This is a genomic window from Streptomyces sp. NPDC044044, from assembly GCF_056434405.1.
This window is the reverse complement of record NZ_JBWKFG010000003.1, coordinates 552,171-576,196: the sequence shown is the minus strand read 5'-3', so window position 1 is coordinate 576,196 and position 24,026 is coordinate 552,171. Positions and strand designations below refer to the sequence as shown.

Below are 24,026 nucleotides of genomic sequence, written 5' to 3'. Positions count from 1 at the left end.
CCAGAGGTGTCTAGCGGTCCTGGGGGACGCGGATCACGCAGTCCTCCAGGTGGTCGTTCACCAGGCCGCAGGCCTGCATCAGGGCGTACGCCGTGGTGGGGCCGACGAATCGGATGCCGCGCTTCTTCAGGTCCTTGGACAGGGCCGTGGACTCGGGCGTGATCGCCGGTACGTCGGCCAGCACGCTCGGGGCCTTGCGGGAGGCCGGGTCCGGCGCGTGCGACCAGATGAGCTCGTCGAGATCGCCTTCGGCCCAGCCGGCGAGCACGCGCGCGTTGGCGAGGGTCGCGTCGACCTTGGCGCGGTTGCGGATGATGCCGGGGTCGGCGAGGAGCCGCTCCCGGTCGGCGTCGGTGAACCGCGCGACCTCGTCGATCCGGAAACCGGCGAAGGCGGCGCGGAACCCCTCGCGGCGGCGCAGGATCGTGATCCAGGAGAGGCCCGACTGGAAGGCCTCCAGGCAGAGCCTTTCGTACAGCGCGTCGTCCCCGTGGACCGGGCGGCCCCACTCCTCGTCGTGGTACGTCACGTAGTCCTCGGTCGAGAGGCCCCAGGGGCAGCGCAGTCTGCCGTCCGGGCCCGCCACCGCGTCGCCGCTCACTGGCCGTTCTCCTCTTCGACCGCGTCCTTCGGGGTGTCCTGGTCCTGGGTCATCGTCGCCGGGGCGTGCTTCTTGAGGAGGCCGGGCCCGCCGACCGCGGTGGCCTGGGCGCCGGCGAGCGCCGCCTCCAGCTCCGCGATGTGGGCGTCGCGCTCGGCCAGTTCGGCGGCGACACGGCCGAGGGCGTCGTCCACGTCCGCCATGCGATAGCCCCGCAGGGTCAGCGGGAAGCGCAGCGCCTCCACGTCCGCGCGGCGCAGGGCGCGGTCGGGGGGCAGCGGGTCGGTGAACCGCTCGGCCGCGACGTCGGGCAGGGCGGCGCGCTCCCCGCCGCCCACGACGGCCAGCGTCACCGCGCCGACCACCACGACGAGGGCGATGACCAGGAACAAGAACAAGACCATCTCTTCAGGCCCCCACGCTCGACTGCCGTGCTCACACTGTCAGGGTCTGATCGTGCCATGCGCCTGTGACAGTTAAGGTCGCAGGCGGCCGGACCACGGCACCGACGATGGAGGTTCACAGGGGATGCTCAGGCTTGGCAGGCGTGAATTCGACGCGCACGAGCCGGTGATCATGGCGATCGTGAACCGGACCCCTGACTCCTTCTACGACCAGGGCGCCACGTTCCGCGACGAACCCGCGCTCGCCCGCGTGGAGCAGGCGGTGTCGGAGGGCGCCGCCATCATCGACATCGGCGGGGTCAAGGCCGGTCCGGGTGAGGAAGTCACGGCGGACGAGGAGGCGCGGCGGACGGTCGGCTTCGTCGCCGAGGTGCGCAGGCGTTTCCCCGATGTCGTCATCAGCGTGGACACGTGGCGGCACGACGTCGGCGAGGCGGTCTGCGAGGCGGGGGCCGACCTCCTGAACGACGCGTGGGGCGGGGTGGATCCCCGGCTCGCGGAGGTGGCCGCGCGCCATGGCGTGGGCCTGGTGTGCACGCACGCGGGGGGCGCCGAGCCGCGTACCCGCCCCCATCGGGTGACGTACGAGGACGTCATGGCCGACATCCTCTCGGTCACGCTCGGCCTCGCCGAGCGCGCGGTCGCGCTCGGGGTGCCGCGCGAGTCCGTGATGATCGATCCCGGGCACGACTTCGGGAAGAACACGCGGCACTCCCTGGAGGCGACGCGGCGGCTCGGGGAGATGGTGGAGACCGGGTGGCCCGTCCTGGTGTCCCTGTCCAACAAGGACTTCGTCGGGGAGACGCTCGACAAGCCGGTCAAGGAGCGCGTGGTGGGGACCCTTGCCACCACCGCGGTGTCGGCGTGGCTGGGGGCGCAGGTGTACCGGGTGCACGAGGTCGCGGAGACGCGGCAGGTGCTCGACATGGTCGCGACCATCGCCGGGCACCGGGACCCGGCCATCGCCCGGAGGGGTCTGGCGTAGCAGCGGAAGCGACCGCCGGGCGGGCAGCGAGGCGGCCGGCCCGGCGGGGCGCCGCGGGGCCTAGCGGCCGACTTCCTTGGTCACCAGCGTGACCGCCTCGTCCACGTCGTCCGTGATGTGGAAGAGGTGCAGGTCGTGCTCCGACGCCTTGCCGCCCGCCACCACCGTGTCGCGCAGCCAGTCGACGAGCCCGCCCCAGTACGCCGAGCCGAAGAGGACGATCGGGAAGCGGGTGACCTTGCGGGTCTGGACGAGGGTCAGGGCCTCGAAGAGCTCGTCCAGGGTGCCGAGGCCGCCGGGCAGGACCACGAAGCCCTGGGCGTACTTCACGAACATGGTCTTCCGCACGAAGAAGTAGCGGAAGTTCACACCGATGTCGACGTGTTCGTTGAGGCCCTGCTCGAAGGGCAGCTCGATGCCGAGGCCGACGGAGACGCCCTTGGCCTCGCGCGCTCCCTTGTTGGCCGCCTCCATGGCACCGGGGCCGCCCCCGGTGATCACGGCGAAGCCCGCGTCGACCAGCGCCTTGCCGATGCGGATGCCCGCCTCGTACTCGGGCGAGCCGACCGGGGTGCGCGCCGATCCGAAGACACTGATGGCGCTGGGGAGTTCGGCGAGCGCGCCGAAGCCTTCCACGAACTCCGACTGGATGCGCATGACCCGCCAGGGGTCGGTGTGCACCCACTCCGACTCGCCCTCGGCGTCGGTGTCGAGGAGCCGCTGGTCGGTGGTGCCGGGGGTGATCTGCTCACGCCGCCGCACCACAGGCCCCAAGTGCTGCTCCTCCGGCGGGCCCTGTCCTTCTGGACTACCCATGAACGTCCCCTTCCGCTGACGGTCTTGCTCGACGTGCCACTTCAGCGTAGGTCTACGGGCGTTACGGACGAGGCATCCTTGCGGGAACTCAGGATGTCAGCCAGTCACTCAGCCGCTTCTCGGCCTCCGGGATCAGCGACACCTTCACGCGCTCGTCGATCTTGTGAGCGAGCAGCGGGTTCCCCGGGCTGTAGTTCACGGCGGGCACGCCGAGCGCGCTGAAGCGGGAGACGTCGGTCCAGCCGAACTTGGGCTTCGCCTCGCCGCCGACCGCCGCCATGAAGGCCGCGGCGGCCGGGTGGTTCAGACCGGGGCGCGCCCCGCCCGTGTGGTCGTCGACGACGAACTCGTCGATCTCGCAGTCGGCGAAGTAGTCGCGCACGAAGGCGAGCGCCTCGTCCTCGGAGCGGTCGGGTGCGTAGCGGAAGTTCACGACGACGGTGCACTCGTCGGGGATGACGTTCGTGGCGACGCCGCCCTCGACGCGTACGGCGTTGAGGCCCTCGTGGTACTGGAGGCCGTCGACGACCGGCTTGCGCGGCTCGTACGCGGCGAGCTTCGCCAGGATCGGCGCGGCCTTGTGGATGGCGTTCGAGCCCATCCACGCGCGCGCGGAGTGCGCGCGCGTGCCCTTCGTCTTCAGGAAGACCCGCAGCGTGCCCTGGCAGCCGCCCTCGACCTGGTTGTCCGTCGGCTCCAGGAGGATCGCGAAGTCACCCGCGAGCCAGTCGGGGTGGGCCTCGGCGACATGGCCGAGGCCGTTCAGGTGGGCGGCGACCTCTTCGTTGTCGTAGAAGACGAAGGTGAGGTCTCGGTTCGGCTCGGTCACGGTCTGCGCGATGCGCAGCTGGATCGCGACGCCGGACTTCATGTCGCAGGTGCCGCAGCCCCACAGGACGCCGTCCTCGTCGAGGCGGGACGGCACGTTGTCCGCGATCGGGACCGTGTCGATGTGCCCGGCGAGGATCACGCGCTCGGCCCGGCCCAGGTTCGTGCGCGCCACCACGTTGTTGCCGTGCCGGTCCACCGTGAGGTGCGGCAGGCGTCGCAGGGCCGTCTCGATGGCGTCCGCGAGTGCTTTCTCCTCGCCGCTCGGCGACGGGAAATCGACCAGCCGGGCGGTGAGCGCGGCAGCGTCGAGCGTGAGGTCGAGCGACGTGTCGTGTGAGGTCTGGGCCATGGCTTCGACCCTAACGCCCCTCGGCGCACGGCCCTGTCAGTGGCCTCCAGTACCTTGGTCGCGTGCCTGAGCCCCCCACCCTCGTCCGGCGCGGCCGCCTCCTCCGTATCGGGGCCGCCGTCGCGGTCCTGCTCGCCCTCGTGGGCTATGTGGTCGTGCAGTACGTCTTCGGGGGCAAGGCCGACCCACGCTGCCGGGTCGTCTCGGGCAACGGCGACGGCGCGTCGTACGAATTCGGCGCCGAGCAGGCCGAGAACGCGGCGACGGTCGCCGCCGTGGGCACCTCCCGCGGCATGCCGGAGCGCGCGATCACGATCGCCCTGGCGACGGCCCTGCAGGAGTCGGGTCTGCGCAACATCAGCCATGGCGACCGCGACTCGCTGGGCCTCTTCCAGCAGCGGCCCTCACAGGGCTGGGGCAACGAGAAACAGATCATGGACCCCGCGTACTCGGCGGCGCGTTTCTACGCCCATCTGAACGACGTCCCGGGCTATTCACGCCTCCCCCTGACCGTCGCCGCGCAGCGCGTGCAGCGCAGCGGCTATCCCCAGGCGTACGCGAAGCACGAGCCGGACGCCGCCCTGCTGGCCGCCGCGCTGACCGGCCGCGCCCCCGCCACCCTCACCTGCGAGGGCCGCACGGACGCCGAGCCCGGTGACCCGGCGAAGGTGCGGGCCGCCCTGGTCCGGGACTTCGGCCGCGATGTGGCACCGGAGAGCGCCCGCGGCGGCACGGTCACCGTGCCGGTGAGCGCCACCACGGGAAGCGCCGGGAGCGGCGCCGGGCAGCGGGGCTGGGAGCTCGCACACTGGGCGGTGGCCCAGGCGTCCGTGCTCGGCATCGACCGCGTCGCGTACGGCGGCCGGGAGTGGAGCGCCACGGACTCCGGGAAGGAATGGCGCAAGCCGGGCAAGGCGGGTGAGGACGGGCAGGGCTCCGGCACCGGGCCCGACGCGACCTCGGTCCGAATCGTCCTTGGGCAGTAGTACGGCAGGTCACCCGATCGGGGCACGTTGATCACTCACGGGCGACGTGCCGCCCAGACTTTCGCGCACTCACCCCCGCACGCGCCAAACCCCTTGTGAACACTGGGCTTTGACGATTCAGCGGGCCCGCGTGAACTGATCCCTTTGCCCGTTTTTATCCACAGCCGATTATGCGATGCATTGCCAACTCTTTACGTTGGCCCACCGCAACCTTCGAGGGCTTCGAGCGGTAGTCACTGCGTCCGAGCGCCGGGCCCCATCCGGCCGGACACCCCAACGTTCTCTCCCGTCTGAAGGAGCATCATGTCCCTCCCCCTGACCCGCCGGATCGCCCGCGCCGCGCTGCTCATCGCAGCGGGGGCGGCTCCCGTGGTCGGTGCGGCCGGCTCCGCAAGCGCCGCCGAGCTCCCCGCCACCCCCGACCTCGGCGGTGTGACCGCCCTGGACGGTGCCGGTCTGGGCAACACCGTCGACGGCGCCGCTCAGAACGCCACCGGTCTCGCGGGTGAGACCGGCAGCAAGGCCGTGAAGAAGGGCGTCCCGACCGCGGGCAAGGTCGTCGGCTCGGGCGCCAAGACCACGACCCCCGTGGCGCAGAAGGCCGCGGGCGACCTCGCGGGCAACGCCGGTGACGTGGTCGGCGACGCCGCGGGCACCGCCACCAAGGACGGCCTGCCGACCGACGCGGTCACGAAGGGCGGCCTGCCCACCGACGCGGTCACCAAGGGCGGACTGCCCACCGACCAGCTGCCGGTCAAGAGCCCGCTCGGCTGACCGTCGCGCACCTGAGAGGAGGGCCCGGAGCCACTGGCTCCGGGCCCTCGTCGCGTGCGGCCGCCACCGGCCTCACCCGTCCGCCTGCGCCCGCCCCTCGGCCTGTACGCCTCCGGGATGCTCACGATGCAGGGCGTGGGCGCCGCGCCGGCTGCGGTCAGCGGCCTCAGGGGCCACAGCGGCTCAGGCGAGTCGCTCGACCGCCGCCGCCACGCGCTCGTCCGTCGCGGTCAGCGCCACGCGCACGAAGCGGTCGCCCGCCGGGCCGTAGAAGTCGCCGGGCGCCACGAGGATGCCGAGCCGCGCGAGGTGCCCGACCGTGTCCCAGCAGGACTCGTCCCGGGTCGCCCAGAGGTAGAGGCTCGCCTCGCTGTGCTCGATGCGGAAGCCGTGCTTGAGCAGGGCCTCGCGCAGGGCCGTGCGGCGGGCCGCGTACCGCTCGCGCTGTTCGTGGACGTGCTGGTCGTCGCCGAGCGCCGCGACGACCGCCGCCTGCGTCGGCGCGGACGTCATCATGCCGCCGTGCTTGCGGATCTGCAGCAGGTCGCCCAGGACGCCCGCGTCACCGGCGACGAACGCGGCGCGGTAGCCCGCGAGGTTCGACCGCTTGGAGAGGGAGTGGACGGCGACGATCCCCTCGTACGAACCGCCGCACACGTCCGGGTGCAGGACCGAGACCGGCTCCGCCTCCCAGCCGAGCTCCAGATAGCACTCGTCGCTGACGAGGAGCACCCCGTGCTCGCGCGCCCAGGCGACGGTGCGGGTCAGCTCTTCCTTGGACAGGACGCGACCGGTGGGGTTCGAGGGCGAGTTGAGCCAGAGCAGCTTGAGGCCCGCAGGATCCAGGTCCGTCGGGTCGTCGTACGCGACGTACTCCGCGCGGGCCAGGCGGGCGCCCACCTCGTACGTCGGGTACGCGAGGCGCGGGTAGGCGACGACGTCGCCCGGACCCAGGCCCAGCTGTGTCGGGAGCCAAGCCACCAGCTCCTTGGAGCCCACGATCGGCAGCACGTTCCGGTGCGTGACCTCGCGTGCGCCCAGACGGCGCTCGCACCAGCCGGTGATCGCGTCGCGCAGCTCCGGCGTGCCCCAGACCGTCGGATAGCCCGGCGAGTCCGCCGCCGCGATCAGCGCTTTCTGGATCAGCTCGGGCACCGGGTCGACCGGAGTGCCCACCGACAGGTCGACGATGCCACCGGGGTGGGCGGCCGCCGTGGCCTTGTACGGCTCGAGCTTGTCCCAGGGGAAGGTGGGAAGGCGGTCAGAGACTGCGGACACGAACTGACTCCCGTACTGCGTGTGTGGACAAATGCCTCGGTCCCGTACAGCGATGTGAGCCGTACGGGACCGGGGCGGCGCTTCAAGCTGCCGTTACTGGTTCTGCGGCGGCAATGCGGCGATGAAGGCGTGGTCGCGCTCGATCAGGCCGAGCTTGCTGGCACCACCGGGCGATCCGAGCTCGTCGAAGAACTCGACGTTCGCCTTGTAGTAGTCCTTCCACTCTTCCGGAGTGTCGTCCTCGTAGAAGATCGCCTCGACCGGGCAGACCGGTTCGCAGGCTCCACAGTCGACGCATTCGTCCGGGTGGATGTACAAGGACCGGGAGCCCTCGTAAATGCAGTCGACCGGGCACTCCTCGATGCACGCCTTGTCCTTGACGTCGACACAAGGCTGCGCGATGACGTAGGTCACGCTGTCGTTCCTCCTCGATACGGGCGTTGGCGGGCCGTCTTCAGGCTCCGCTCGCCTGGCGCGCGGGAGCGCGGCGTCGTCGATGCCCGCCTCTAGTATCTCCGTTCCTGGGCATGATCCGAACAGGAGGGGCGTACAGAGCTGTGGAATTCACTGCGGGCGGACGGCTCGAGGTCCGAATTACCCCTGCTGACGTGGGCAAACGGGTGTCGGTCCGGCGCCTCAACGACGGGTCGAGGACGGGCGGTAAGTTCACTGACACGGTGGGTGTTCTCACATCGTGGAACGACGGTGTGGTACTGATCACACGTCGCGACGGTGAGCGTGTCCGCATGGTGGAGAGCTCTCTGGTGGCGGGCAAGGTCGTCCCCTCCGCCCCGGCCCGCAGGCGCGGCCCCGCGGCGTCCTACCCCGAGCTGGCCCGGGTCTCCGCACGCGCCTGGCAGCCCGTGGAGAGCGAGGCACTCGGCGAGTGGGAGCTGCGGGCGGCGGGCGGATTCACCCGGCGGGCCAACTCGGTGCTGCCGCTGGGAGATCCGGGAAGGCCGCTGGACGAGGCCCTGACGTACGTACGTCACTGGTACGAGCAGCGGGAGCTGCCCGCCTACATACAGACCGCGACCGGGGCCGACAACACTCAGGAGCTGCTCTGCGCGGAGCTGGCGGAGCGGGGCTGGGAGCGCGAGGTGAGCGCGGAACTCCACGTCGGCGCGCTCGCTCCGCTCGGCGATCCCGACCTGCCCGACGCGACCCTGGAAAGCGTGCACCTCTCACGCTCTTTCGACGAGGCGTGGCTGCGGCGGTACAAGCGTTTCGGGGTGCCGGGACCTCATGTGCTCAAGGTGCTGGCGGGCGGCCCCTCCGTGTGGTTCGCTTCCGTGCCCGGGGCCTCTTTCGACGCGGGGCCCGCGGCGATCGGGCGCTGCGTCGTGGACGGGCGCTGGGCGGGATTCATGGCGGTCGAGGTGGATCCGGCACACCGCAGGCAGGGGCTGGCCACCGCGGTGATGGCCGCGCTGTCCCGGCAGGCGCTCGCGGAAGGCGCTTCGGCGGCCTGGCTGCAGGTCGAGGACGACAACGAGGGTGCGAGGAAGCTGTACGGCGGTCTTGGCTTCGCCGCGCACCACACTTACCACCACTATCGATACCCGTCGGCTCGGTAGCTTCTACCGGCCGGCTCGGTAAGTAAGGCACGAGGCACGCATGCACGAGGAGTCAAGGACGGCCGCGTCCCGGCGGCGGTTCGCTGAGGAGGCCAGGTCCGAGCGGCCCGACCTGTCCCTGCTGTGCCTCCTGGTGAGCGCGGAGGCAGACCCCGAACTCGACGACGACGGCATCGACGCCGCGCAGATCGAGCTCGACCGGCTCGCGGGACTGCTGCCCTACCGCCCCGGCGGGGCGCGCGAGTGGGCCGCCGCGCTCGCCGAACTCCTGGGCGCGCGCTGCGGGTTCATGGGGACGCCCGCCGAGTACCAGCGCCTGGAGTCCTCCCTCCTCCACGAGGTGCTGCAGCGCCGCCGGGGCCTTCCGATCCTGCTCTCGGTGGTGTGGATCGAGGTGGCGCGCCGCGCGGGCGCACCCGTCTACGGCGTCGCGCTGCCCGGTCACTTCATCGTCGGCTTCGGCGCCCGTGACGAGCGGGTCCTGACCGACCCGTTCACCGGCGGGCGGCTGCTCACGGACGAGGACGCGGAGCTGCTGGTGGCCGGGTCATCGGGCGGCACGGTGTCTCCCTCGATGCTGACGCCCGCCGATCCGCTGAACATCGTGCTGCGCATCCTCAACAACATCCGCGCGTGGGCCGCGGCCCGCCCCGAGCGCTCGGACGTCGCGCTCTGGGCCGTCGAGCTCTCCCTGCTGCTGCCCGCGCACCCGGCGCGCCTGCGCTACGAACGGGCCCAACTCCTGGTCCAGCGCGGTGACTTCCTCGCGGGGGCGGCGGAGCTGGAGACCTACGCCGACGTGGTGACGACGGTGGAGCCGACCACCGCGGACCGGGTGCGGGACCAGGCTCGGGCCGCGCGCGCCATGCTCAACTGACGGCTCACTCGGCGGCTCCCGGGACGGCCTCAGGGGAAGCCCCGGTGGCCGCTCCCGTGCGGGCGTAACGCCCCGGAGCGATGCCCACCACCCGCTTGAAGTGCCGGGTGAGGTGCGACTGGTCGTAGAAACCGGCGGCGGCCGCCACCTCGCCCGGCCGCAGGCCCGCCAGGAGCAGCCGGCGGGCGTGGTCGACGCGGCGGGACATCACGTACTGGTGCGGCGCGATGCCGAAGGCCCCGCTGAAGGCGCGTACGAGATGGCTGGGGTGGGCGTGGACCAGGCGCGCGGCCTCGTCCAGGGTCACGCCGCCGTCCAGGAGCCGCTCGTCGAGGAGGTCACGGAGGTTCTGGGCGACGCCGCCGCCCGCGCCGCCCAGCGGGCCTGTGGCGGCCCTGGGGCGCAGGTGTCCGCGCAGCCGCTCGCCGATCAGCGCCAGGCGGCTCTCGGCCTCCAGCTCGTCGCCCCGGTGCGCGAGAGCCGCGTGCAGCTGGCCCACGCGCCTGCGCAGGACGGGGTCGACCAGGTCGGGGCCGTCCACCGCCGGGCCGATGAAGCTCGCGTCCAGCTGCGTCATGTCCAGGTAGAGCACGCGCTTGCGGAAGCCGTCGGGGGTGGCGGGCGAGCCGTTGTGCGGGACCTGCGGCGGGAGCAGCGAGACGGTGTCGCCCGGGGTGCCGTGCTCATGGCGGTCCAGGTCGTAGCGGACGGCTCCGTCGTCCACGATCAGCAGGGTCCACGCGTCGTGGACGTGCATCGGATACGCGTGCTCGGTGAAGTGGGCGTGGAAGACCTCCACGACACCCGCGACCGGCGGGCGCCATGCGGAGATCTCCTGCCGGGCCACCATGCAAGAAACGTACAAGACGCGGCGCCGGGCCACTCGGCAGTCTCGATGCATGAGAACCACCGCTGAGACAGACATCGCCGAGACCGAATCCGCCGGGGTCACGGGCGAGGCGCCCATCCGCTTCGACACGAAGATCGCCGTCCTGCTCCGTGACGACCTGGAGCCCTGGCAGCGCCTCAATGTGACGGCGTTCCTGGTCAGCGGGCTCGGCACGGCGGCTCCCGAGGTGATCGGCGAGCCGTACGAGGACGCCGACGGCACCCCCTACCTGCCGATGTTCCGCCAGCCCGTCCTGGTCTTCGAGGGGTCGAAGGAGACTCTGACCGCCGCGCACGGCCGCGTGCTGTCCCGTTCGCTGCCGCGGGCGGTGTTCACCTCGGACCTGTTCGCCACCGGCAACGACCGGGACAACCGGGCGGCGGTGCGGGCCGTGCCGGCCGGTCAGCTCGACCTGGTGGGGATCGCCGTCCACGGTCCGCGCAACGCCGTCGACAAGATCCTCAAAGGGGCCCGGATGCATCCCTGACCGCCGGGGGGCGGCAGCACGGAGTGAGATCGGAGCGCTATCGATCGGCCCGGCAGGGCACGAAGCACCTATGCACCCCCTATCCCCCGAGCGGCGACGTCTCTTCGCCGATCAGGCACGGTCCGCGCGGCCCGATCTCGCGCAGCTGTGCCTGCTGATCGGCGCGGAGGCGGACCCGGATCTCGACGAAGCGGGCATGCGCGCGGCGCGGCGCATCCTGGACCGCCTGGCCGACCAGCTGGCCGAGCGGCTGCCCGACGCGGCAGGCGACCCCCGGTCCTGGGCGCTCGCGCTGGCCGAACTGCTCGGCCGGCGCTACGGGTTCAAGGGCAGGCCCGGCGACTACCAGCGCCTCCAGTCGGTGCTGCTTCACGAAGTCCTGCGGCGGCGCAGAGGCCTGCCCATCCTGCTCTCGGTGGTGTGGATCGAGGTGGCACGCCGCGCGGGCGCCCCCGTCCACGGCGTCGCGCTGCCCGGTCACTTCGTGGTCGGCTTCGGCACCCGCGACGAGCAGGTGCTCGCCAACCCCTTCGCGGGAGGCGACGTACTGTCCCGCACGGACGCGGAGTTGATGGTGGCGGGGGCCACGGGCGCACCGCTCGCGCCGTCGATGCTGAGTCCCGCGGGGCCCCTCGACATCGTGCTGCGCGTCCTCAACAACATCCGCGCGTGGGCCGCGGCCCGCCCCGAGCGCTCGGACGTCGCGCTCTGGGCCGTCGAACTCTCCCTGCTGCTGCCCGCGCACTCCGACCGGCTGCACTACGACCGGGCCCAACTCCTCGTCCAGCGCGGTGACTTCCTGACCGGCGCCCTGGAGATCGAGACGTACGCCGACGCCCTTGCCGCATCCGACGAGGCGGCGGCGGTCCGGCTGCGCCAGGAGGCGCACGGGGCGCGGGCGATGCTGAACTGAGGCCCTGCGAGGAGCATTTCAGAGCCAGCCCTTGTCCCTGGCGACCTTCACCGCCTCGGCGCGGTTGCGCACGGCCAGCTTCTGGATCGCCGTCGAGAGGTAGTTGCGGACCGTGCCCGCCGAGAGGTGCAGGGCCGTGGCCAGCTCGGCGTTGGTGGCGCCGTCGGCCGCCGCGCGCAGGACCTCGCGCTCGCGGTCGGTCAGCGGGTTCGCGCCGCCCGCGAGTGCCGCCGCCGCGAGCGTGGGGTCGATGACCCGCTCCCCCGCGAGGACCTTGCGGACCGCTTCGGCGAGCTGGGCCGCGGGCGCGTCCTTGACCAGGAACGCGTCGGCGCCTGCCTCCATGGCGCTGCGCAGATAGCCGGGGCGGCCGAAGGTGGTGAGCACCACGATCTTCAACTCCGGCAGCTCGGCGCGGAGTTCGGCCGCGGCCTCGATGCCCGTGCTGCCCGGCATCTCGATGTCGAGCAGCGCCACGTCCACCGCGTGCTCGCGCGCCGCCGCGAGGACCTCGTCGCCGCGGGCCACCTGGGCGACCACCTCGATGTCCGGCTCAAGGCCGAGCAGCGCGGCGAGCGCCTCACGGACCATCGACTGGTCCTCGGCGAGGAGCACCCTGACGGGGCTGCCCGCACTGTTCGTACTCATGCCGAAGATCCTAGGGCGGAGTCGTCGGACGCCGGTGCCTCGCCCCGGTCCAGCGGCACCCTGGCCGTGAGCCTGAAGCCCCTGCGGTCGCCGGGCCCCACGTCCAGGACACCGCCGACCGCCTCCACGCGCTCGGTCAGGCCCGTCAGGCCGTTGCCCTGGGCGGCGGCCGAACCGCCCCTGCCGTCGTCCTCCACCGACAGCTCGACGACCGGGCCGTCCAGGGTGTGCCGGGAAGTGAACGCCACCGTGCAGCGGCGCGCGCCGCTGTGCCGCACGACGTTCGTCACCGCCTCGCGCAGCGCCCAGGCCAGCGCCGTCTCCCCCTCCTCCGCGGGCAGCACGGCGGGCGCCTCCAGCGGTACGTCGGCCTCGACACCGGCGGCGGTGAGCGCCGTGCGGGCGCCCGCGAGCTCGTCGGCGAGCGTGCGCCTGCGGTAACCGGAGACCGCCTCGCGCACGTCCACCAGGGCCTGGCGGCTGACCTGCTCGATGTCCGCCACCTGCTGCGCGGCCTTGTCGGGGTGGTCCGGGAGCATCCGCCCGGCGAGCTCGCTCTTCAGCGTGATCAGGGAGAGCGAGTGGCCGAGGAGGTCGTGCAGATCGCGGGCGAGCCGCAGCCGCTCCTCGTTGGCGGCCAGTTGGGCGACGGTGGCCCGTGCCTGGCGCAGCTGGATCGTCGTACGGACCAGCTCGCGCACCCCGGTCATCGCGAAGCCGACCAGGACGGTCAGCACGGCGAGGCTGCCGAGCAGGTCCGCGACGCTGTCGGTGCGCAGGCCGATCAGGACCATCACGCCGGTGACGGCCGGGATGGCCCACGCCGCGTGCCGCAGCGGCAGCACGGCCCCGGCGGACACCGCGACGTAGACGAAGAGCCCGAGCCAGGCCGTGCCGAAGGCGAACGACAGGATCATGGCCAGCGCGAGCAGCGCCCCGAACGACACGTGCACCACGCGCCATTCGAACACCCTGGAGGTGTAGCGGAAGACCAGGGTCAGATAGCAGATCACGAAGGCGGTCAGACCGAGGCTGCCCAGCACGGTGGCCGTGCCGCCGTGCTCGCCTCCCACCAGGTCCTCCACCGGACTGGCGAGGAAGACCAGCCAGATGCCGATCCACAGCGCCTTCGTCCACAGCTGGCGGCGGTCCGCCACCGGACGGCCGAAGCTCTTCAGGGGGTGGCCGGGCTCGGGGCAGTCGGTGTCGTTCACGCCTTCGATGTGTCCTTCCGGTACAGCCATGCCGCGCCGCCCGCGAAGAGGACGAAGTACCCGACGAGGAGCGCGATGTCCTTCGCGTGCGGGGCGTCGCCCAGTTCGATGGCCTGTCCGAGGGCAGCGTACGCATGGGTCGGCAGCCAGGTCGCGATGTCGCTCAGCCACTGCGGGAAGGTGGCCGTGGGCATCCACAGGCCGCCGAGCACGGAGAGCCCGAAGTACACGATCATCGTGATCGGCCGGACGGCGTCGCCGGTCGCGAGGTAACCGATGGCCACACCGAGCGCGGCGAAACAGAGGCTGCCCGCCCAGATGGCGGCGGTCAGCGCCAGCCACTGCCAGGCTTCGAGGCGTACGTCCTTGACGGCCGCCGCGACCACGAACACCACGACGATCGAGGGCAGGCTGACCACGGCGGCGCTCGCCGTCTTGGCGATCACATAGCCGCGGCCCGGCAGGCTCGTCAGGCGCAGCTGGCGTACCCAGCCGCTCTCGCGCTCCTTGGCGATGCGCTCGCTGTTGCCCATGAGGACGGCGGTGAGGGCGCCGAACGACGCCATCGACACCATGAAGAAGGCGGGGAGCGCGAGCCCCGTGTCGCCGACCATGTCCGTGCTGTTCTGGCCGCCCGCGATGATCAGGAAGAGCATCGACGGATAGATCACCGAGAAGAACAGGAACTTCTTGTTCCGCAGGGAGCGGATGATTTCCAGCTTGATCAGCATGTCCTGGCCTCCTCGGCCTCGGTGATCGCCACGAAGGCCTGTTCGAGGCCAAGGCCCGCGACCTCAAGGTTGCGGGGGTAAAGACCGAGCCCGTACAGCGCGTGGACGGTGGCGTCGGCGTCCGTCGACTGGAGCCGTACGGTGTGGCCCGACACGTCCACGGCGGTGAGGAACGGCAGCGCGCGGAGCTTCTCGGCGAGCCCGGCGTCCAGCTCGGTGAGGTCGAAGGCGACCCTCCGCGCCCCCGCCTTCGCCTTGATCTCGGCGGCCGTGCCGTCCGCGAGGAGACGGCCGCGGTGCAGGACCAGGACCCGGTCCGCGATCGCGTCGGCCTCCTCCAGGTAGTGCGTGGCGAACAGGACCGTGCGCCCCTGGTCGGCCTGCTCGCGCATGGTGGCCCAGAAGGCCTGGCGCACGGTGACGTCCATGCCGGTGGTCGGCTCGTCCAGGACGATCAGGTCGTTCGCCCCGGCGGTCGCGAGTGCGAAGCGGACACGCTGTTCCTGCCCGCCGGAGAGCTTGTCGACCTTGCGGCCCGCGAGCTGGGTGAGGCCCGCCGCGGCCAGCACGTCGTCCGCGCGGTACGGCCTGGGGTGCAGATCGCAGGCGAGCCGCACCAGCTCGCGGACGGTGACCTCCCCCATCAGGCCGCCGCTCTGCAGCATCGCGCCGACCCGGCCCGCGGTGATCGCCTCGCGCGGGCTCGTGCCGAAGACCCGCACGGTGCCGCTGTCCGCGTGCCGCAGGCCCAGGAGCAGGTCGAGCGTGGACGACTTGCCCGCGCCGTTCGGCCCGAGGAGGGCGACGGTCTCGCCGGGGTGGAGATCGAGTGTGAGGGAGTCCACGGCGCGGACGTCCCCGAAGCTCTTGGTCACCTGGTCGAAGCTCACCGCGGTGACGGGCGGTGCTGCGGTCGTCGTCATGTGATCCATCGTCGCCAAAGGGCGGTCGACGGCGGCAGTGTCGTGTGTGCCGAGTACGGGATGACAGATGTCATGCCGGAGGCCGGGCGGTCACTCCTGTGAGCCGCCCGGCCTCCGGGGACGTACCGAAATCAGTTGGCGTCGGTCTCGATCACACCGACCCGCTCCGCCGGCGTCTTGCCGATCAGGGCCTTGTTCATCGCGGCCGCCACGTCGGTGGGCTGGACCGGCGTCTTGTCGCCGTTGCCGCGCTGGATCAGGATGCCGTCGAAGACGTTGCCGTACAGCTTCTTGAGCTCCACCAGGTTGTAGTGCGGCTGCAGACTGCCGTTCGCGGCGACCTTCGTCTCAAGGATCTTCGGCAGCGACTTCGCCGGGCCGAACGGGATCGAGGCGGTGCCCGCCTTGATCGTGACGTTGGCGGACATGGCGGGCTTCGCGAAGCGCGTCATGAACTTGTCGACCTCGGCGTTCGCGACGGTCGGCTTGCGGGTCGTGACGGGCACGTCGACCGTGCCCGCGCTGCCGGTCTCGACCTGCTTCTTGTACCCCTCGGAGACGGCCTTCGTCGAGGCGGCGACGTCGATGCCGTTGCCCGCCTTGCCGTACACGGGGACGGCCTTTCCGGGCACGAACTTGACCCCGCCCTCCTTGGCCGAGCCCGAGCCGCCCGCGGCGCGCTCCAGGGCGGCCGCCAGCTTCTCCTCGTCCACGGGCATGACCGGCTCGGCGACGCGCTCGCCGCCGAAGAGCGATCCGATCACCGATACGGGGTTGTAGTCGCTGCCCGCCGCCTCGCGGACGGTGGCCTGGCTGTCCAGGGTCAGGCCCGCCTGCTCCGGCTTGAGCGTGACCTCTTCGCCGTCGACCGACAGCTTCAGGGGCTTGATGACGTCCTTGCCGATGGCCGCGTCGAGCTTCTTGACGGCCTCGTCGCGCGTGCCGCCGCCGATGTCGACGCCGAGCACGGTGGTGCCCTTCGGCACATCGGCGTGGTTCATCAACAGCCCTGCGCCATAGGCCCCGCAGGCCACCACGACCACGGCGACACCCACGAGGACGAGCTTGTTGCGCCCCTTCTTCTTGGACGGGGCCGCGGCGACGGGCACGTTCGGCTGCACCGGCTCGGGCAGCTTGGGCGGGGTGTGCGGCACGGGTCCGTCGGTGTGCTGCGGGCCCGTGGCGAACGGCGAGTTCTGGGCGGGCGGTACGACGGGGATGCCGCTGGTCAGGGTGTCGCCCGAGACATTGGTCCCGGGGGACGGCGCGCTGGGACCGCCGGGGATGGAGCCGGGGCCGCCGTGGACCGGACCGCCGGGACCGCCGCCGGGGGGACCCGGGAGGGGGCCCGCCTTCTGCGGGGTGAGGATGGCGGTGTCGTCGCCCATGGCGGGCGCGCCCGCGCCCGAACGGGCTGCGGGGTTGGCCGGGTTGGGGCGATTGCCCGGGTTGGCCGGGTTGCCGGGACCGCCCGGGTTCGGCGGGGCCATCGGGTTCGCGCGGCCCGCGGGGTTGGCCTGGTTCGCCGGGTCGGACGGGCGGGCGGGGTTCGGCGCCATCGGGCCGTCGCCGGTCACCGGTCCGCCGGTCGGGCCCGAAGGACCGCGGCCGCCGTCACCAGCGGCGCCTCCGGAGAAGTACGGCAGGTCCCCGCGCTGGGGGTCGCCGCCCTGCGGCGCGCCCGTGCCGAGCGGGCCCGCCGCCACGGCACCGGACACGTCGAAGGAGCCCGTACCGGAGCCGCCTGCTCCTGGACCGCCGGATCCCGAACCGCCGGATCCGGACGTGCCGTTCCCGCCGGTGCCCGCGCTGCTCTTGCGCGGCGCGAACCAGTCGCTCGTCTTCTCCTCCGCCGGAGCGGAAGCAGAAGCAGAAGGGGACGCGGGTCCGCCGGATGAAGGCCCCTCGGGCGCGGAGCCCGAAGCGGGCATCCCGGCGGAACCGGGGCCCCCGGCGCCGTTCGCGGATCCCGGGCGCCCGGCGCCGTCCCCGGCGTCGGACCTGTCCGCCGCGCGGCCCGCGTCCTGCGGACGCGGCGCGTTCACGTCGCTCTCCGCCATGGGCGTGCGCATGACGACCGGTGGGATCGGCCGCGACCCGGGGATGTTGATCCGGATGCGCGTGGTCAGCGTGGTCTCGGTCTTGGGCTCGTCGGGCCGCTCATCGGCGGCCTGCCGCTGCGCGCCGTCCGGGGCGCCGTCCGACGCGGCGCCCTGCGCGGGGGAGCCGTACGGCGGCGTCCCCGAGGGGTAAGCGGCTCCACCGCGCCCCTGGGGCCCGGAGGACGAACTGTCAGTTTCACGACTCAAGGCAGGTTCTCCCGGTTGGCTCCGCCGCCCGTCTCGACCTCACTCGGGCGGCTCGGCGGCGCGCACCACCATACTGGCCGCCGCCGGCACTCATCCTGTGACCGCCGTCAAACCCGTGCGGGGCACGGGCTGAAGTGGTACGTCACTTGCCAAGTCGGGCAGCGGGCCCGCCTGGTTGCGGTCGCTGACCGAGGGTGGCACACATCACAGCGACCGCCATTCCGCCGAGGAGGAAGGCGTACGACCCGATGCCCGCGCCGAAGAGGAAGTCCCCCTCGGGCCGGCTGGCCGTGAGCAGCATGACGGCGACGAGCCAGCCCGCCGCCGGCGCCACCGCCCCCGCTCTGGTGCCGATGGCACGCACCCCTCCGTGGAAGAGCCCCGCGGCCCCGAGGAGCCCGAGGAGCAACCCGCCCGGGAACCAGCCCCCTTGGACGAGCGCGCCGGCCGTGCCGACGACCGCGCCAAGGACGAAGAGGACGCCATAAGAGGCGATACGAGCGACATTCAGCGGCTGGGCGAGCGCGCTGCCAACGGGCGGGGCGGCGGCGGACGCACCGGAACCCGAACCGGAACCGGACGGCGTTCCCGACGCCGCACGCGAACGAGTACTCACAGCGCCGTCACCCCTTCGAGGCCCGCGCCCGCGAGCCCCGCGAACAGATCCGTCTCACGCTCGCCGTCCACCGCACCGGCTTCTCCTCGCACCAACTCGTAGTACTCCACATCAAAGATCGGCTGCGCGAGCCCGTTCGACAGGACGAAGAGCGGCCCCTGCACCTCGATCTGCGTGGCGTGCGCGCGCATCGCCGCCGCCTTCGTCCGCGCGAAGGCCGTCCCGTCGATCTCCGCCGTGACGCGTTCGTCCTCCGTCACACCGGGGACGTCCGCGACCACGCCGGGCGTCGTGAACGGCGAGTGCCGCAGGGCACCCTCCATCCATCGGAACCGCTCTTCGACGACGGAACGCGGCGCACGGTTCCAGTAGATCTTGCCGATGGTGTGCGGCTCGCCGAGATCCGCGCGGAAGGCGCCTTCGGCCGCGAGATCCGCGGCACGCATCGCGACGCGGTGGGCCTGGATGTGATCGGGGTGGCCGTACCCGCCGTCCGGGTCGTACGTCACGAGCACCTGGGGCCGCACCTCGCGGATCACCTCGACGAGGTCCGCGGCGGCGGCATCGAGATCGGCGGACCAGAAGGCGCCCGCACGGTGGTTCTGCTCGATGCCCATCATCCCGGAGTCGCGGTAGCGGCCCGTGCCGCCGAGGAACCGGTGGTCGGTGACGCCGAGCTCCTTCATCGCGGCGGCCAGCTCGCCGATGCGCTGGGGGCCGAGCGCGTCCTCGCGGTCGGCCGCGAGATGGGCGAGCTCGGGCGGGATGACCTCGCCCTCCTCGCCCAGCGTGCAGGTCACCAACGTGACATGGGCGCCGTCGGCCACGTACTTGGCCATCGTCGCGCCATTGTTGATCGACTCGTCGTCGGGGTGCGCGTGCACGAGCAGCAGACGCCGGGCGGGCAGTTCCGTCATGGGACCACCCTACGAGCACCCCGCGCGCTGATCAGAACGTGCTGCGCACGGATCAGAACTTGATGTCGCCGATCATCCCCGCCACGTTCGTCGTCAGCTCATTGATCGTCGGTGCGATGGAGGAGCTCGCGAGATAGAAGCCGAGCAGCACGCAGACGATCATGTGGCCCGTCTTCAACCCTGACTTCTTGACCAGCAAGAAGACAATGATCGCCAGTAGCACCACCGCCGAAATCGAGAGTGCCACGGCGGCTCACCTCCAAGTCCCAGACCCTGCACCAGTGCGGACGCCAGCAGGTACATACCCACTAAGCGCTACGGATCATAACTATCCGTGGGTCCGCATGACTCGGAGCACGGCAGCACAAGGGGGCGCATGCCCCCTAGGCTCGGGGAATGACCACCGAGACGCCCGCGACCGCCGGGCCCGCCGAGAGTCAGGCGCAGCGGCTCTCCTTCCCTCGCCTGCACGCCCGCACGCAACGTTTCACTCTCGGTGCGCCCCGCGCGTTCACGGTGGCGCCCGACGGATCCCGCGTCGCCTTCCTGCGCTCGTCGTCCGGCACGGACCGGGCGAACCAACTCTGGGTCCTGGACCTTCAGGACGGCGCCGTCGAGCGTGTCGCGGCCGATCCGCAGGCCCTCCTGAAGGGCGCGGCCGAGCGGCTCTCCGCCGAGGAGCGCGCCCGCCGTGAGCGCAGCCGTGAGGGCGGCGCGGGCATCGTGGGCTACGCGACGGACGCGGCAGTGGAGCTTGCCACCTTCACCCTTTCCGGACGGCTCTTCGCCGCGGAGCTGCGCGCGGGCACCGCACGTGAACTGCCCGCCCCCGCACCGGTGATCGACCCGCGCCCCTCGCCCGACGGCCGCCACGTCGCGTACGTCGCCGGGGGCGCCCTGCGGGTGACGGGCGCCGACGGCGAGGGCGACCGGGCGCTTGTGGCGCCGGAGCCGGACTCCGTCGAGAAGGAGACCGTGACGTACGGCCTCGCGGAGTTCATCGCGGCCGAGGAGATGGGACGTTCGCGGGGCTTCTGGTGGTCTCCCGCGTCGGACCGGCTCCTGGTCGCACGCGCCGACGACGCCCCGGTGCGGCGCTGGTGGATCGCCGATCCCGCGCATCCGGAGACGGAGCCCGCGCGGGTCGCGTACCCGGCCGCGGGCACCGCCAACGCGGACGTACGCCTCTTCGTCGTGACCCTGGACGGTGCGCGCACCGAGGTGATGTGGGACCGCGCCCGCTACCCGTATCTGGCGCGGGTGCACTGGTCGTCGGCCGGGGCGCCGCTGCTCCTCGTCCAGTCCAGGGACCAGCTCAGCCAGCTCTACCTGGCGGTGGACCCGGACGACGGCTCGACCCGCATGGTGCACGCGGAAGAGGATCCGCAGTGGCTCGAACTCTTCCCCGGCGCCCCGTCCTGGTCCCCCAGCGGGAGGCTGGTGCGGATCGTGGACGAGGGCGGCGCGCGGGTCCTCGCGGTGGGCGAACGTCCGCTGACGGGGCCGCAGTTGCACGTGCGGGCGGTGCTCGACGTGGCGGACGACGACGTCCTGATCTCAGCATCGGCGGGGGCGGCCGCGGCCTCCCCGGAGACGGGCGAGATCCACGTCTACCGCGTCAACGAACTGGGCGTGGAGCGCGTCTCCGCGGAACCCGGGGTGCACTCGGCGGTCCGCTCGGGCGGCCTCACGGTCCTCGTGTCGGCCACCCTTGACCAGCCGGGCTCCCGCGTCCAGGTAATGCGCGACGGCAAGCAGGTGGCGACCGTCGCCTCATACGCGCAGCGTCCGGGGCTCACGCCGCGCGTGACTCTCACCGAGGGGGGCGCACGCAAGATCCCGTGCGCCGTCCTGCTCCCCACGGACTACGTGGAGGGTTCGGGCCCGCTGCCGGTGCTCCTCGATCCGTACGGCGGCCCGCACGGCCAGCGGGTCCTCGCGGCCCACAATCCGTACCTCACGTCCCAGTGGTTCGCCGACCAGGGCTTCGCGGTGATCGTCGCGGACGGCCGGGGCACTCCGGGCCGCTCCCCCGCCTGGGAGAAGGAGATCCGCCGCGACTTCACCCTGACCCTGGACGACCAGGTGGACGCGTTGCAGGGCCTCGCCGCGTCGCACCCCCTGGACCTGGACCGGGTCGCCATCCGCGGCTGGTCCTACGGCGGTTACCTCGCGGGGCTCGCGGTCCTGCGCCGCCCCGATGTCTTCCACGCGGGGGTGGCGGGGGCGCCGGTGACGGACTGGCAGCTGTACGACACGCACTACACGGAGCGGTACCTGGGGAACCCCGGGGAGGATCCGGCGCCGTACGCACTGAGCTCCCTCGTCACCGAGGAGGGTCTTGTGGCCCCGGAGAGCCCGTCACGCCCGCTGATGATCGTGCACGGCCTCGCGGACGACAACGTGGTGGTGGCGCACGCCCTGCGCCTCTCCTCGGCCCTGCTGGCCGCGGGGCGCCCGCACGAGGTGCTTCCGCTGTCCGGGGTGACGCACATGACCCCGCAGGAACAGGTGGCGGAGAATCTGCTGCTGCTTCAGGTGGACTTCCTGAAGCGGTCGTTGGGCATGCGCTAACCCTTGGCACGGCGATCGGCCGGGGCGACATGGCGAACCCCGGCCGATCTACGGCACCCGCACGGCCGTACGTTCGTCAGCCTGCCTGTTGCGTGTGGCGGTGCGGGGTCAGTGGGGTTGCCCTCATGTTTCTTCCCCAACCCCGCAGGGACCGCCCCTACGGCACGACCTGCTTCTCCTCCGCGAAGTGGCACGCCGAGTCATGGGCGGCGGGGCCCGAGACGTCGCGGAACTCCGCCGGAACGGCCAGCGCCGGGACCTCAAGCGCGCACCGCTCCTGCGCCTTCCAGCACCGCGTGCGGAACCGGCACCCCGACGGCGGATTCGCGGGCGAGGGCACGTCGCCGCTCAGGATGATCCGCTCCCGGTGCTCCCGCGCCTCGGGATCGGGCACCGGCACGGCCGAGAGCAGCGCCTGCGTGTACGGATGCGTCGGATGCTCGTAGATCTCCTCGTCGGAGCCGATCTCCACGATCCGGCCCAGGTACATCACACCCACCCGGTCCGAGATGTGCCGCACGATCGACAGGTCGTGTGCAATGAACACGTAACTCAGGTCGAAGTCGTTCTGGAGCTGGTCCAGGAGGTTCACCACCTGGGCCTGCACCGAGACGTCGAGCGCCGAGACCGGTTCGTCCGCCACGATGATCTCGGGGCGCAGCGCCAACCCCCTCGCGATGCCGATGCGCTGGCGCTGACCGCCGGAGAACTGGTGCGGGTAGCGGTTGATGTACTCGGGGTTGAGGCCGACCACATCGAGCAGCTCCTGCACCTTCTGCCGGCGCGAGCCCTTCGGCGCGACCTCCGGATGGATCTCGTACGGCTCCCCGATGATGTCGCCCACCGTCATACGGGGGTTGAGCGAGGTGTACGGGTCCTGGAACACCATCTGGATGTTGCGGCGCACGGCCTTCAGCGCGCGCCCGGACAGCTTGCTGATGTCCTCGCCCTTGTAGCGGATCTCGCCCGCCGTGGGCCGCTCCAGGTTGACCAGCATCTTCGCGACCGTCGACTTGCCGCAGCCGGACTCCCCCACGATGCCGAGCGTCTCGCCGTGGCCGAGGTCGAAGTCGACGCCGTCGACGGCCTTGACCGCGCCGATCTGCTTGCGGATGACGATGCCCTGGGTGAGCGGGTAGTGCTTGGCCAGGCCCCGGACCTGGAGGATCGGCTCACGGCCCGACGGCGAGCCGAGCACGGCGAACTCGTGCTCCGCCTGCGCCTTGTGCATCAGCTGCCGTGCGGTCTCGCCCTCGTCCTCCAGCTGCTTCTTGCTGATGTGCTCACCACGAGGCATGGAGCGTCTCCTTCCAGAAGTGGCAGGCGCTCTTGCGGTCGGCGGCCAGGCCTTCGTACGTCACGTCGGCGAGCGGCGGCACATCGGTCCTGCAGACGTCCTGTGCCATCGGGCAGCGGGGGTTGAAGGCGCAGCCCGGCGGGATGTTCATGAGGTTGGGCGGCAGGCCCTTGATCGCGTAGAGCTCCTGGCCCTTCTGGTCCAGGCGCGGGATGGATTCCAGGAGACCGCGCGTGTACGGGTGCGCGGGGGCCTTGTAGATCTCGTGGACGGGGGCCTTCTCGACGATGCGGCCCGCGTACATGACGGCGATGTTGTCGGCGACGTCCGCCACGACGCCCAGGTCGTGGGTGATGAGGATCAGGCCCATGTTCAGCTCGCGCTGGAGCTCGGCGAGCAGGTCCATCACCTGGGCCTGGACGGTCACGTCCAGGGCCGTGGTCGGCTCGTCGGCGATGATCAGCGAGGGTTCGAGGGCCATCGCCATGGCGATCATGATGCGCTGGCGCATGCCGCCGCTGAACTGGTGCGGATACTGCCCGACCCGTTCCTTCGCGGCCGGGATGCGCACCCGGTCCATCAGCTCGACCGCCTTGGCCTTGGCGTCCTTGCGGGACATCCCCTGGTGGACGACGTACATCTCGCCGAGCTGCTGGCCGACGCTGACCACCGGGTTCAGCGACGACAGGGCGTCCTGGAAGATCATCGCCATACCGGCGCCGCGCGTCTTGCGCCGCTCCTCCGCCTTGAGCTTCAGGAGGTCCTGGCCCTTGAAGAGGATCTCGCCGCCGGTGATCTTTCCAGGGGGCATGTCGAGGATGCCCATGATGGCCTGCGCGGTCACGGACTTGCCGGACCCGGACTCGCCGAGCACGGCGAGCGTCTCGCCCTCGCTGACGGTGTAGTCGACGCCGTTGACGGCCTTGGCGACGCCGTCCCTGGTCCTGAACTCCACATGCAGGTCGCGCACTTCGAGCAGCTTGGACGTCCCCGCGGTGGACGCATCGGCTTCGGATGCCACGGTTGCCAT

Annotated in this window: 25 protein-coding genes; 8 read left to right on the top strand and 17 right to left on the bottom strand. The window is 71.7% G+C overall.

Features of this window, described 5'->3' with window-relative positions; translation table 11 throughout:
* Positions 1–10 precede the first annotated feature (10 nt).
* Positions 11–601, bottom strand: coding sequence for a DNA-3-methyladenine glycosylase I (locus AC07AG_RS13525; protein ID WP_478754805.1), 591 nt, complete (start codon positions 599–601; stop codon positions 11–13).
* Positions 598–1,005: a DivIVA domain-containing protein gene (locus AC07AG_RS13520; RefSeq protein ID WP_478754803.1), complete on the bottom strand. Its 408-nt coding sequence runs from the start codon at positions 1,003–1,005 to the stop codon at positions 598–600. The genes AC07AG_RS13525 and AC07AG_RS13520 overlap by 4 nt, the downstream gene beginning before the upstream one ends.
* 124 nt (positions 1,006–1,129) lie before the next feature.
* Here AC07AG_RS13520 and folP point away from each other — a divergent pair, with 124 nt between their 5' ends.
* Entirely contained in the window at positions 1,130–1,990 is an 861-nt protein-coding gene (gene folP, locus AC07AG_RS13515) for a dihydropteroate synthase (protein WP_478754802.1), read from the top strand.
* Between the two features lie 60 nt (positions 1,991–2,050).
* On the opposite strand, the gene AC07AG_RS13510 is transcribed toward folP, so the two are convergent.
* Together AC07AG_RS13510 and dapE are read right to left on the bottom strand one after the other, a co-directional pair.
* Entirely contained in the window at positions 2,051–2,806 is a 756-nt protein-coding gene (locus AC07AG_RS13510) for an LOG family protein (RefSeq protein WP_361050516.1), read from the bottom strand.
* Positions 2,807–2,894: 88 nt separating this feature from the next.
* Positions 2,895–3,986, bottom strand: a complete 1,092-nt coding sequence (gene dapE, locus AC07AG_RS13505) for a succinyl-diaminopimelate desuccinylase (protein WP_478754800.1) — start codon at positions 3,984–3,986, stop codon at positions 2,895–2,897.
* A gap of 62 nt (positions 3,987–4,048) precedes the next feature.
* Between dapE and AC07AG_RS13500 the strand changes: the two genes are divergently transcribed.
* Positions 4,049–4,972 carry a VldE C-terminal domain-containing protein gene (locus tag AC07AG_RS13500; protein WP_478754798.1) on the top strand — a complete coding sequence of 308 codons (924 nt, stop codon included), beginning with the start codon at positions 4,049–4,051 and terminating at the stop codon, positions 4,970–4,972.
* A 303-nt stretch (positions 4,973–5,275) separates the two neighbouring features.
* Complete coding sequence (locus AC07AG_RS13495; protein WP_478754796.1) at positions 5,276–5,746, top strand: ATP-binding protein; 471 nt, start codon at positions 5,276–5,278, stop codon at positions 5,744–5,746.
* A gap of 183 nt (positions 5,747–5,929) precedes the next feature.
* Here the strand turns inward: AC07AG_RS13495 and AC07AG_RS13490 are convergent, their stop codons facing one another.
* Positions 5,930–7,024 carry a bifunctional succinyldiaminopimelate transaminase/glutamate-prephenate aminotransferase gene (locus tag AC07AG_RS13490; RefSeq protein WP_478754794.1) on the bottom strand — a complete coding sequence of 365 codons (1,095 nt, stop codon included), beginning with the start codon at positions 7,022–7,024 and terminating at the stop codon, positions 5,930–5,932.
* A gap of 93 nt (positions 7,025–7,117) precedes the next feature.
* Positions 7,118–7,438: a ferredoxin gene (fdxA, locus tag AC07AG_RS13485; protein ID WP_030573070.1), complete on the bottom strand. Its 321-nt coding sequence runs from the start codon at positions 7,436–7,438 to the stop codon at positions 7,118–7,120.
* Between the two features lie 143 nt (positions 7,439–7,581).
* Here fdxA and AC07AG_RS13480 point away from each other — a divergent pair, with 143 nt between their 5' ends.
* Complete coding sequence (locus AC07AG_RS13480) at positions 7,582–8,601, top strand: GNAT family N-acetyltransferase (protein ID WP_478754792.1); 1,020 nt, start codon at positions 7,582–7,584, stop codon at positions 8,599–8,601.
* A 40-nt stretch (positions 8,602–8,641) separates the two neighbouring features.
* Positions 8,642–9,478 carry a transglutaminase family protein gene (locus AC07AG_RS13475; protein ID WP_478754790.1) on the top strand — a complete coding sequence of 279 codons (837 nt, stop codon included), beginning with the start codon at positions 8,642–8,644 and terminating at the stop codon, positions 9,476–9,478.
* Positions 9,479–9,482: 4 nt separating this feature from the next.
* On the opposite strand, the gene AC07AG_RS13470 is transcribed toward AC07AG_RS13475, so the two are convergent.
* Complete coding sequence (locus AC07AG_RS13470; protein WP_478754788.1) at positions 9,483–10,328, bottom strand: helix-turn-helix transcriptional regulator; 846 nt, start codon at positions 10,326–10,328, stop codon at positions 9,483–9,485.
* A 49-nt stretch (positions 10,329–10,377) separates the two neighbouring features.
* Here AC07AG_RS13470 and AC07AG_RS13465 point away from each other — a divergent pair, with 49 nt between their 5' ends.
* Positions 10,378–10,854 (top strand): DUF2000 family protein, encoded by a 477-nt coding sequence (locus tag AC07AG_RS13465; RefSeq protein WP_478754786.1) that lies wholly within the window; start codon positions 10,378–10,380, stop codon positions 10,852–10,854.
* Between the two features lie 70 nt (positions 10,855–10,924).
* Entirely contained in the window at positions 10,925–11,767 is an 843-nt protein-coding gene (locus tag AC07AG_RS13460) for a transglutaminase family protein (RefSeq protein WP_478754784.1), read from the top strand.
* Positions 11,768–11,785: 18 nt separating this feature from the next.
* On the opposite strand, the gene AC07AG_RS13455 is transcribed toward AC07AG_RS13460, so the two are convergent.
* The 8 genes from AC07AG_RS13455 to AC07AG_RS13420 all read right to left on the bottom strand — a co-directional run bounded on the left by AC07AG_RS13455 (position 11,786) and on the right by AC07AG_RS13420 (position 19,372).
* Positions 11,786–12,415, bottom strand: a complete 630-nt coding sequence (locus AC07AG_RS13455; protein ID WP_478754782.1) for a response regulator transcription factor — start codon at positions 12,413–12,415, stop codon at positions 11,786–11,788.
* Positions 12,412–13,629 carry a sensor histidine kinase gene (locus AC07AG_RS13450; RefSeq protein WP_478754780.1) on the bottom strand — a complete coding sequence of 406 codons (1,218 nt, stop codon included), beginning with the start codon at positions 13,627–13,629 and terminating at the stop codon, positions 12,412–12,414. Before AC07AG_RS13450 ends, AC07AG_RS13455 begins: the two co-directional genes overlap by 4 nt.
* Positions 13,626–14,360: an ABC transporter permease gene (locus tag AC07AG_RS13445; RefSeq protein WP_361050543.1), complete on the bottom strand. Its 735-nt coding sequence runs from the start codon at positions 14,358–14,360 to the stop codon at positions 13,626–13,628. Before AC07AG_RS13445 ends, AC07AG_RS13450 begins: the two co-directional genes overlap by 4 nt.
* The gene (locus tag AC07AG_RS13440; protein ID WP_478754778.1) at positions 14,354–15,283 is read right to left on the bottom strand and encodes an ABC transporter ATP-binding protein; all 930 of its coding nucleotides are present in this window, start codon (positions 15,281–15,283) and stop codon (positions 14,354–14,356) included. The genes AC07AG_RS13445 and AC07AG_RS13440 overlap by 7 nt, the downstream gene beginning before the upstream one ends.
* Positions 15,284–15,414: 131 nt before the next feature.
* A complete protein-coding gene (locus tag AC07AG_RS13435) occupies positions 15,415–17,592 on the bottom strand; it encodes a hypothetical protein (protein WP_478754776.1) in 2,178 nt (725 codons plus the stop codon).
* A gap of 142 nt (positions 17,593–17,734) precedes the next feature.
* On the bottom strand, positions 17,735–18,103 hold the full coding sequence (locus tag AC07AG_RS13430) for a DUF6113 family protein (RefSeq protein WP_478755541.1): 369 nt from the start codon (positions 18,101–18,103) through the stop codon (positions 17,735–17,737).
* 101 nt (positions 18,104–18,204) lie between these two features.
* Positions 18,205–19,125 carry an N-acetyl-1-D-myo-inositol-2-amino-2-deoxy-alpha-D-glucopyranoside deacetylase gene (gene mshB / locus AC07AG_RS13425; protein ID WP_361050552.1) on the bottom strand — a complete coding sequence of 307 codons (921 nt, stop codon included), beginning with the start codon at positions 19,123–19,125 and terminating at the stop codon, positions 18,205–18,207.
* Positions 19,126–19,177: 52 nt separating this feature from the next.
* A complete protein-coding gene (locus AC07AG_RS13420; protein WP_160507048.1) occupies positions 19,178–19,372 on the bottom strand; it encodes a hypothetical protein in 195 nt (64 codons plus the stop codon).
* Between the two features lie 149 nt (positions 19,373–19,521).
* On the opposite strand from AC07AG_RS13420, the gene AC07AG_RS13415 reads away from it, so the two are divergent.
* Positions 19,522–21,699: a S9 family peptidase gene (locus AC07AG_RS13415; protein ID WP_478754774.1), complete on the top strand. Its 2,178-nt coding sequence runs from the start codon at positions 19,522–19,524 to the stop codon at positions 21,697–21,699.
* 157 nt (positions 21,700–21,856) lie between these two features.
* Here AC07AG_RS13415 and AC07AG_RS13410 read toward each other — a convergent pair whose 3' ends face one another.
* Both AC07AG_RS13410 and AC07AG_RS13405 read right to left on the bottom strand, forming a co-directional pair.
* On the bottom strand, positions 21,857–22,930 hold the full coding sequence (locus AC07AG_RS13410; RefSeq protein ID WP_478755539.1) for an ABC transporter ATP-binding protein: 1,074 nt from the start codon (positions 22,928–22,930) through the stop codon (positions 21,857–21,859).
* A 52-nt stretch (positions 22,931–22,982) separates the two neighbouring features.
* Entirely contained in the window at positions 22,983–24,026 is a 1,044-nt protein-coding gene (locus tag AC07AG_RS13405) for an ABC transporter ATP-binding protein (RefSeq protein ID WP_478754772.1), read from the bottom strand.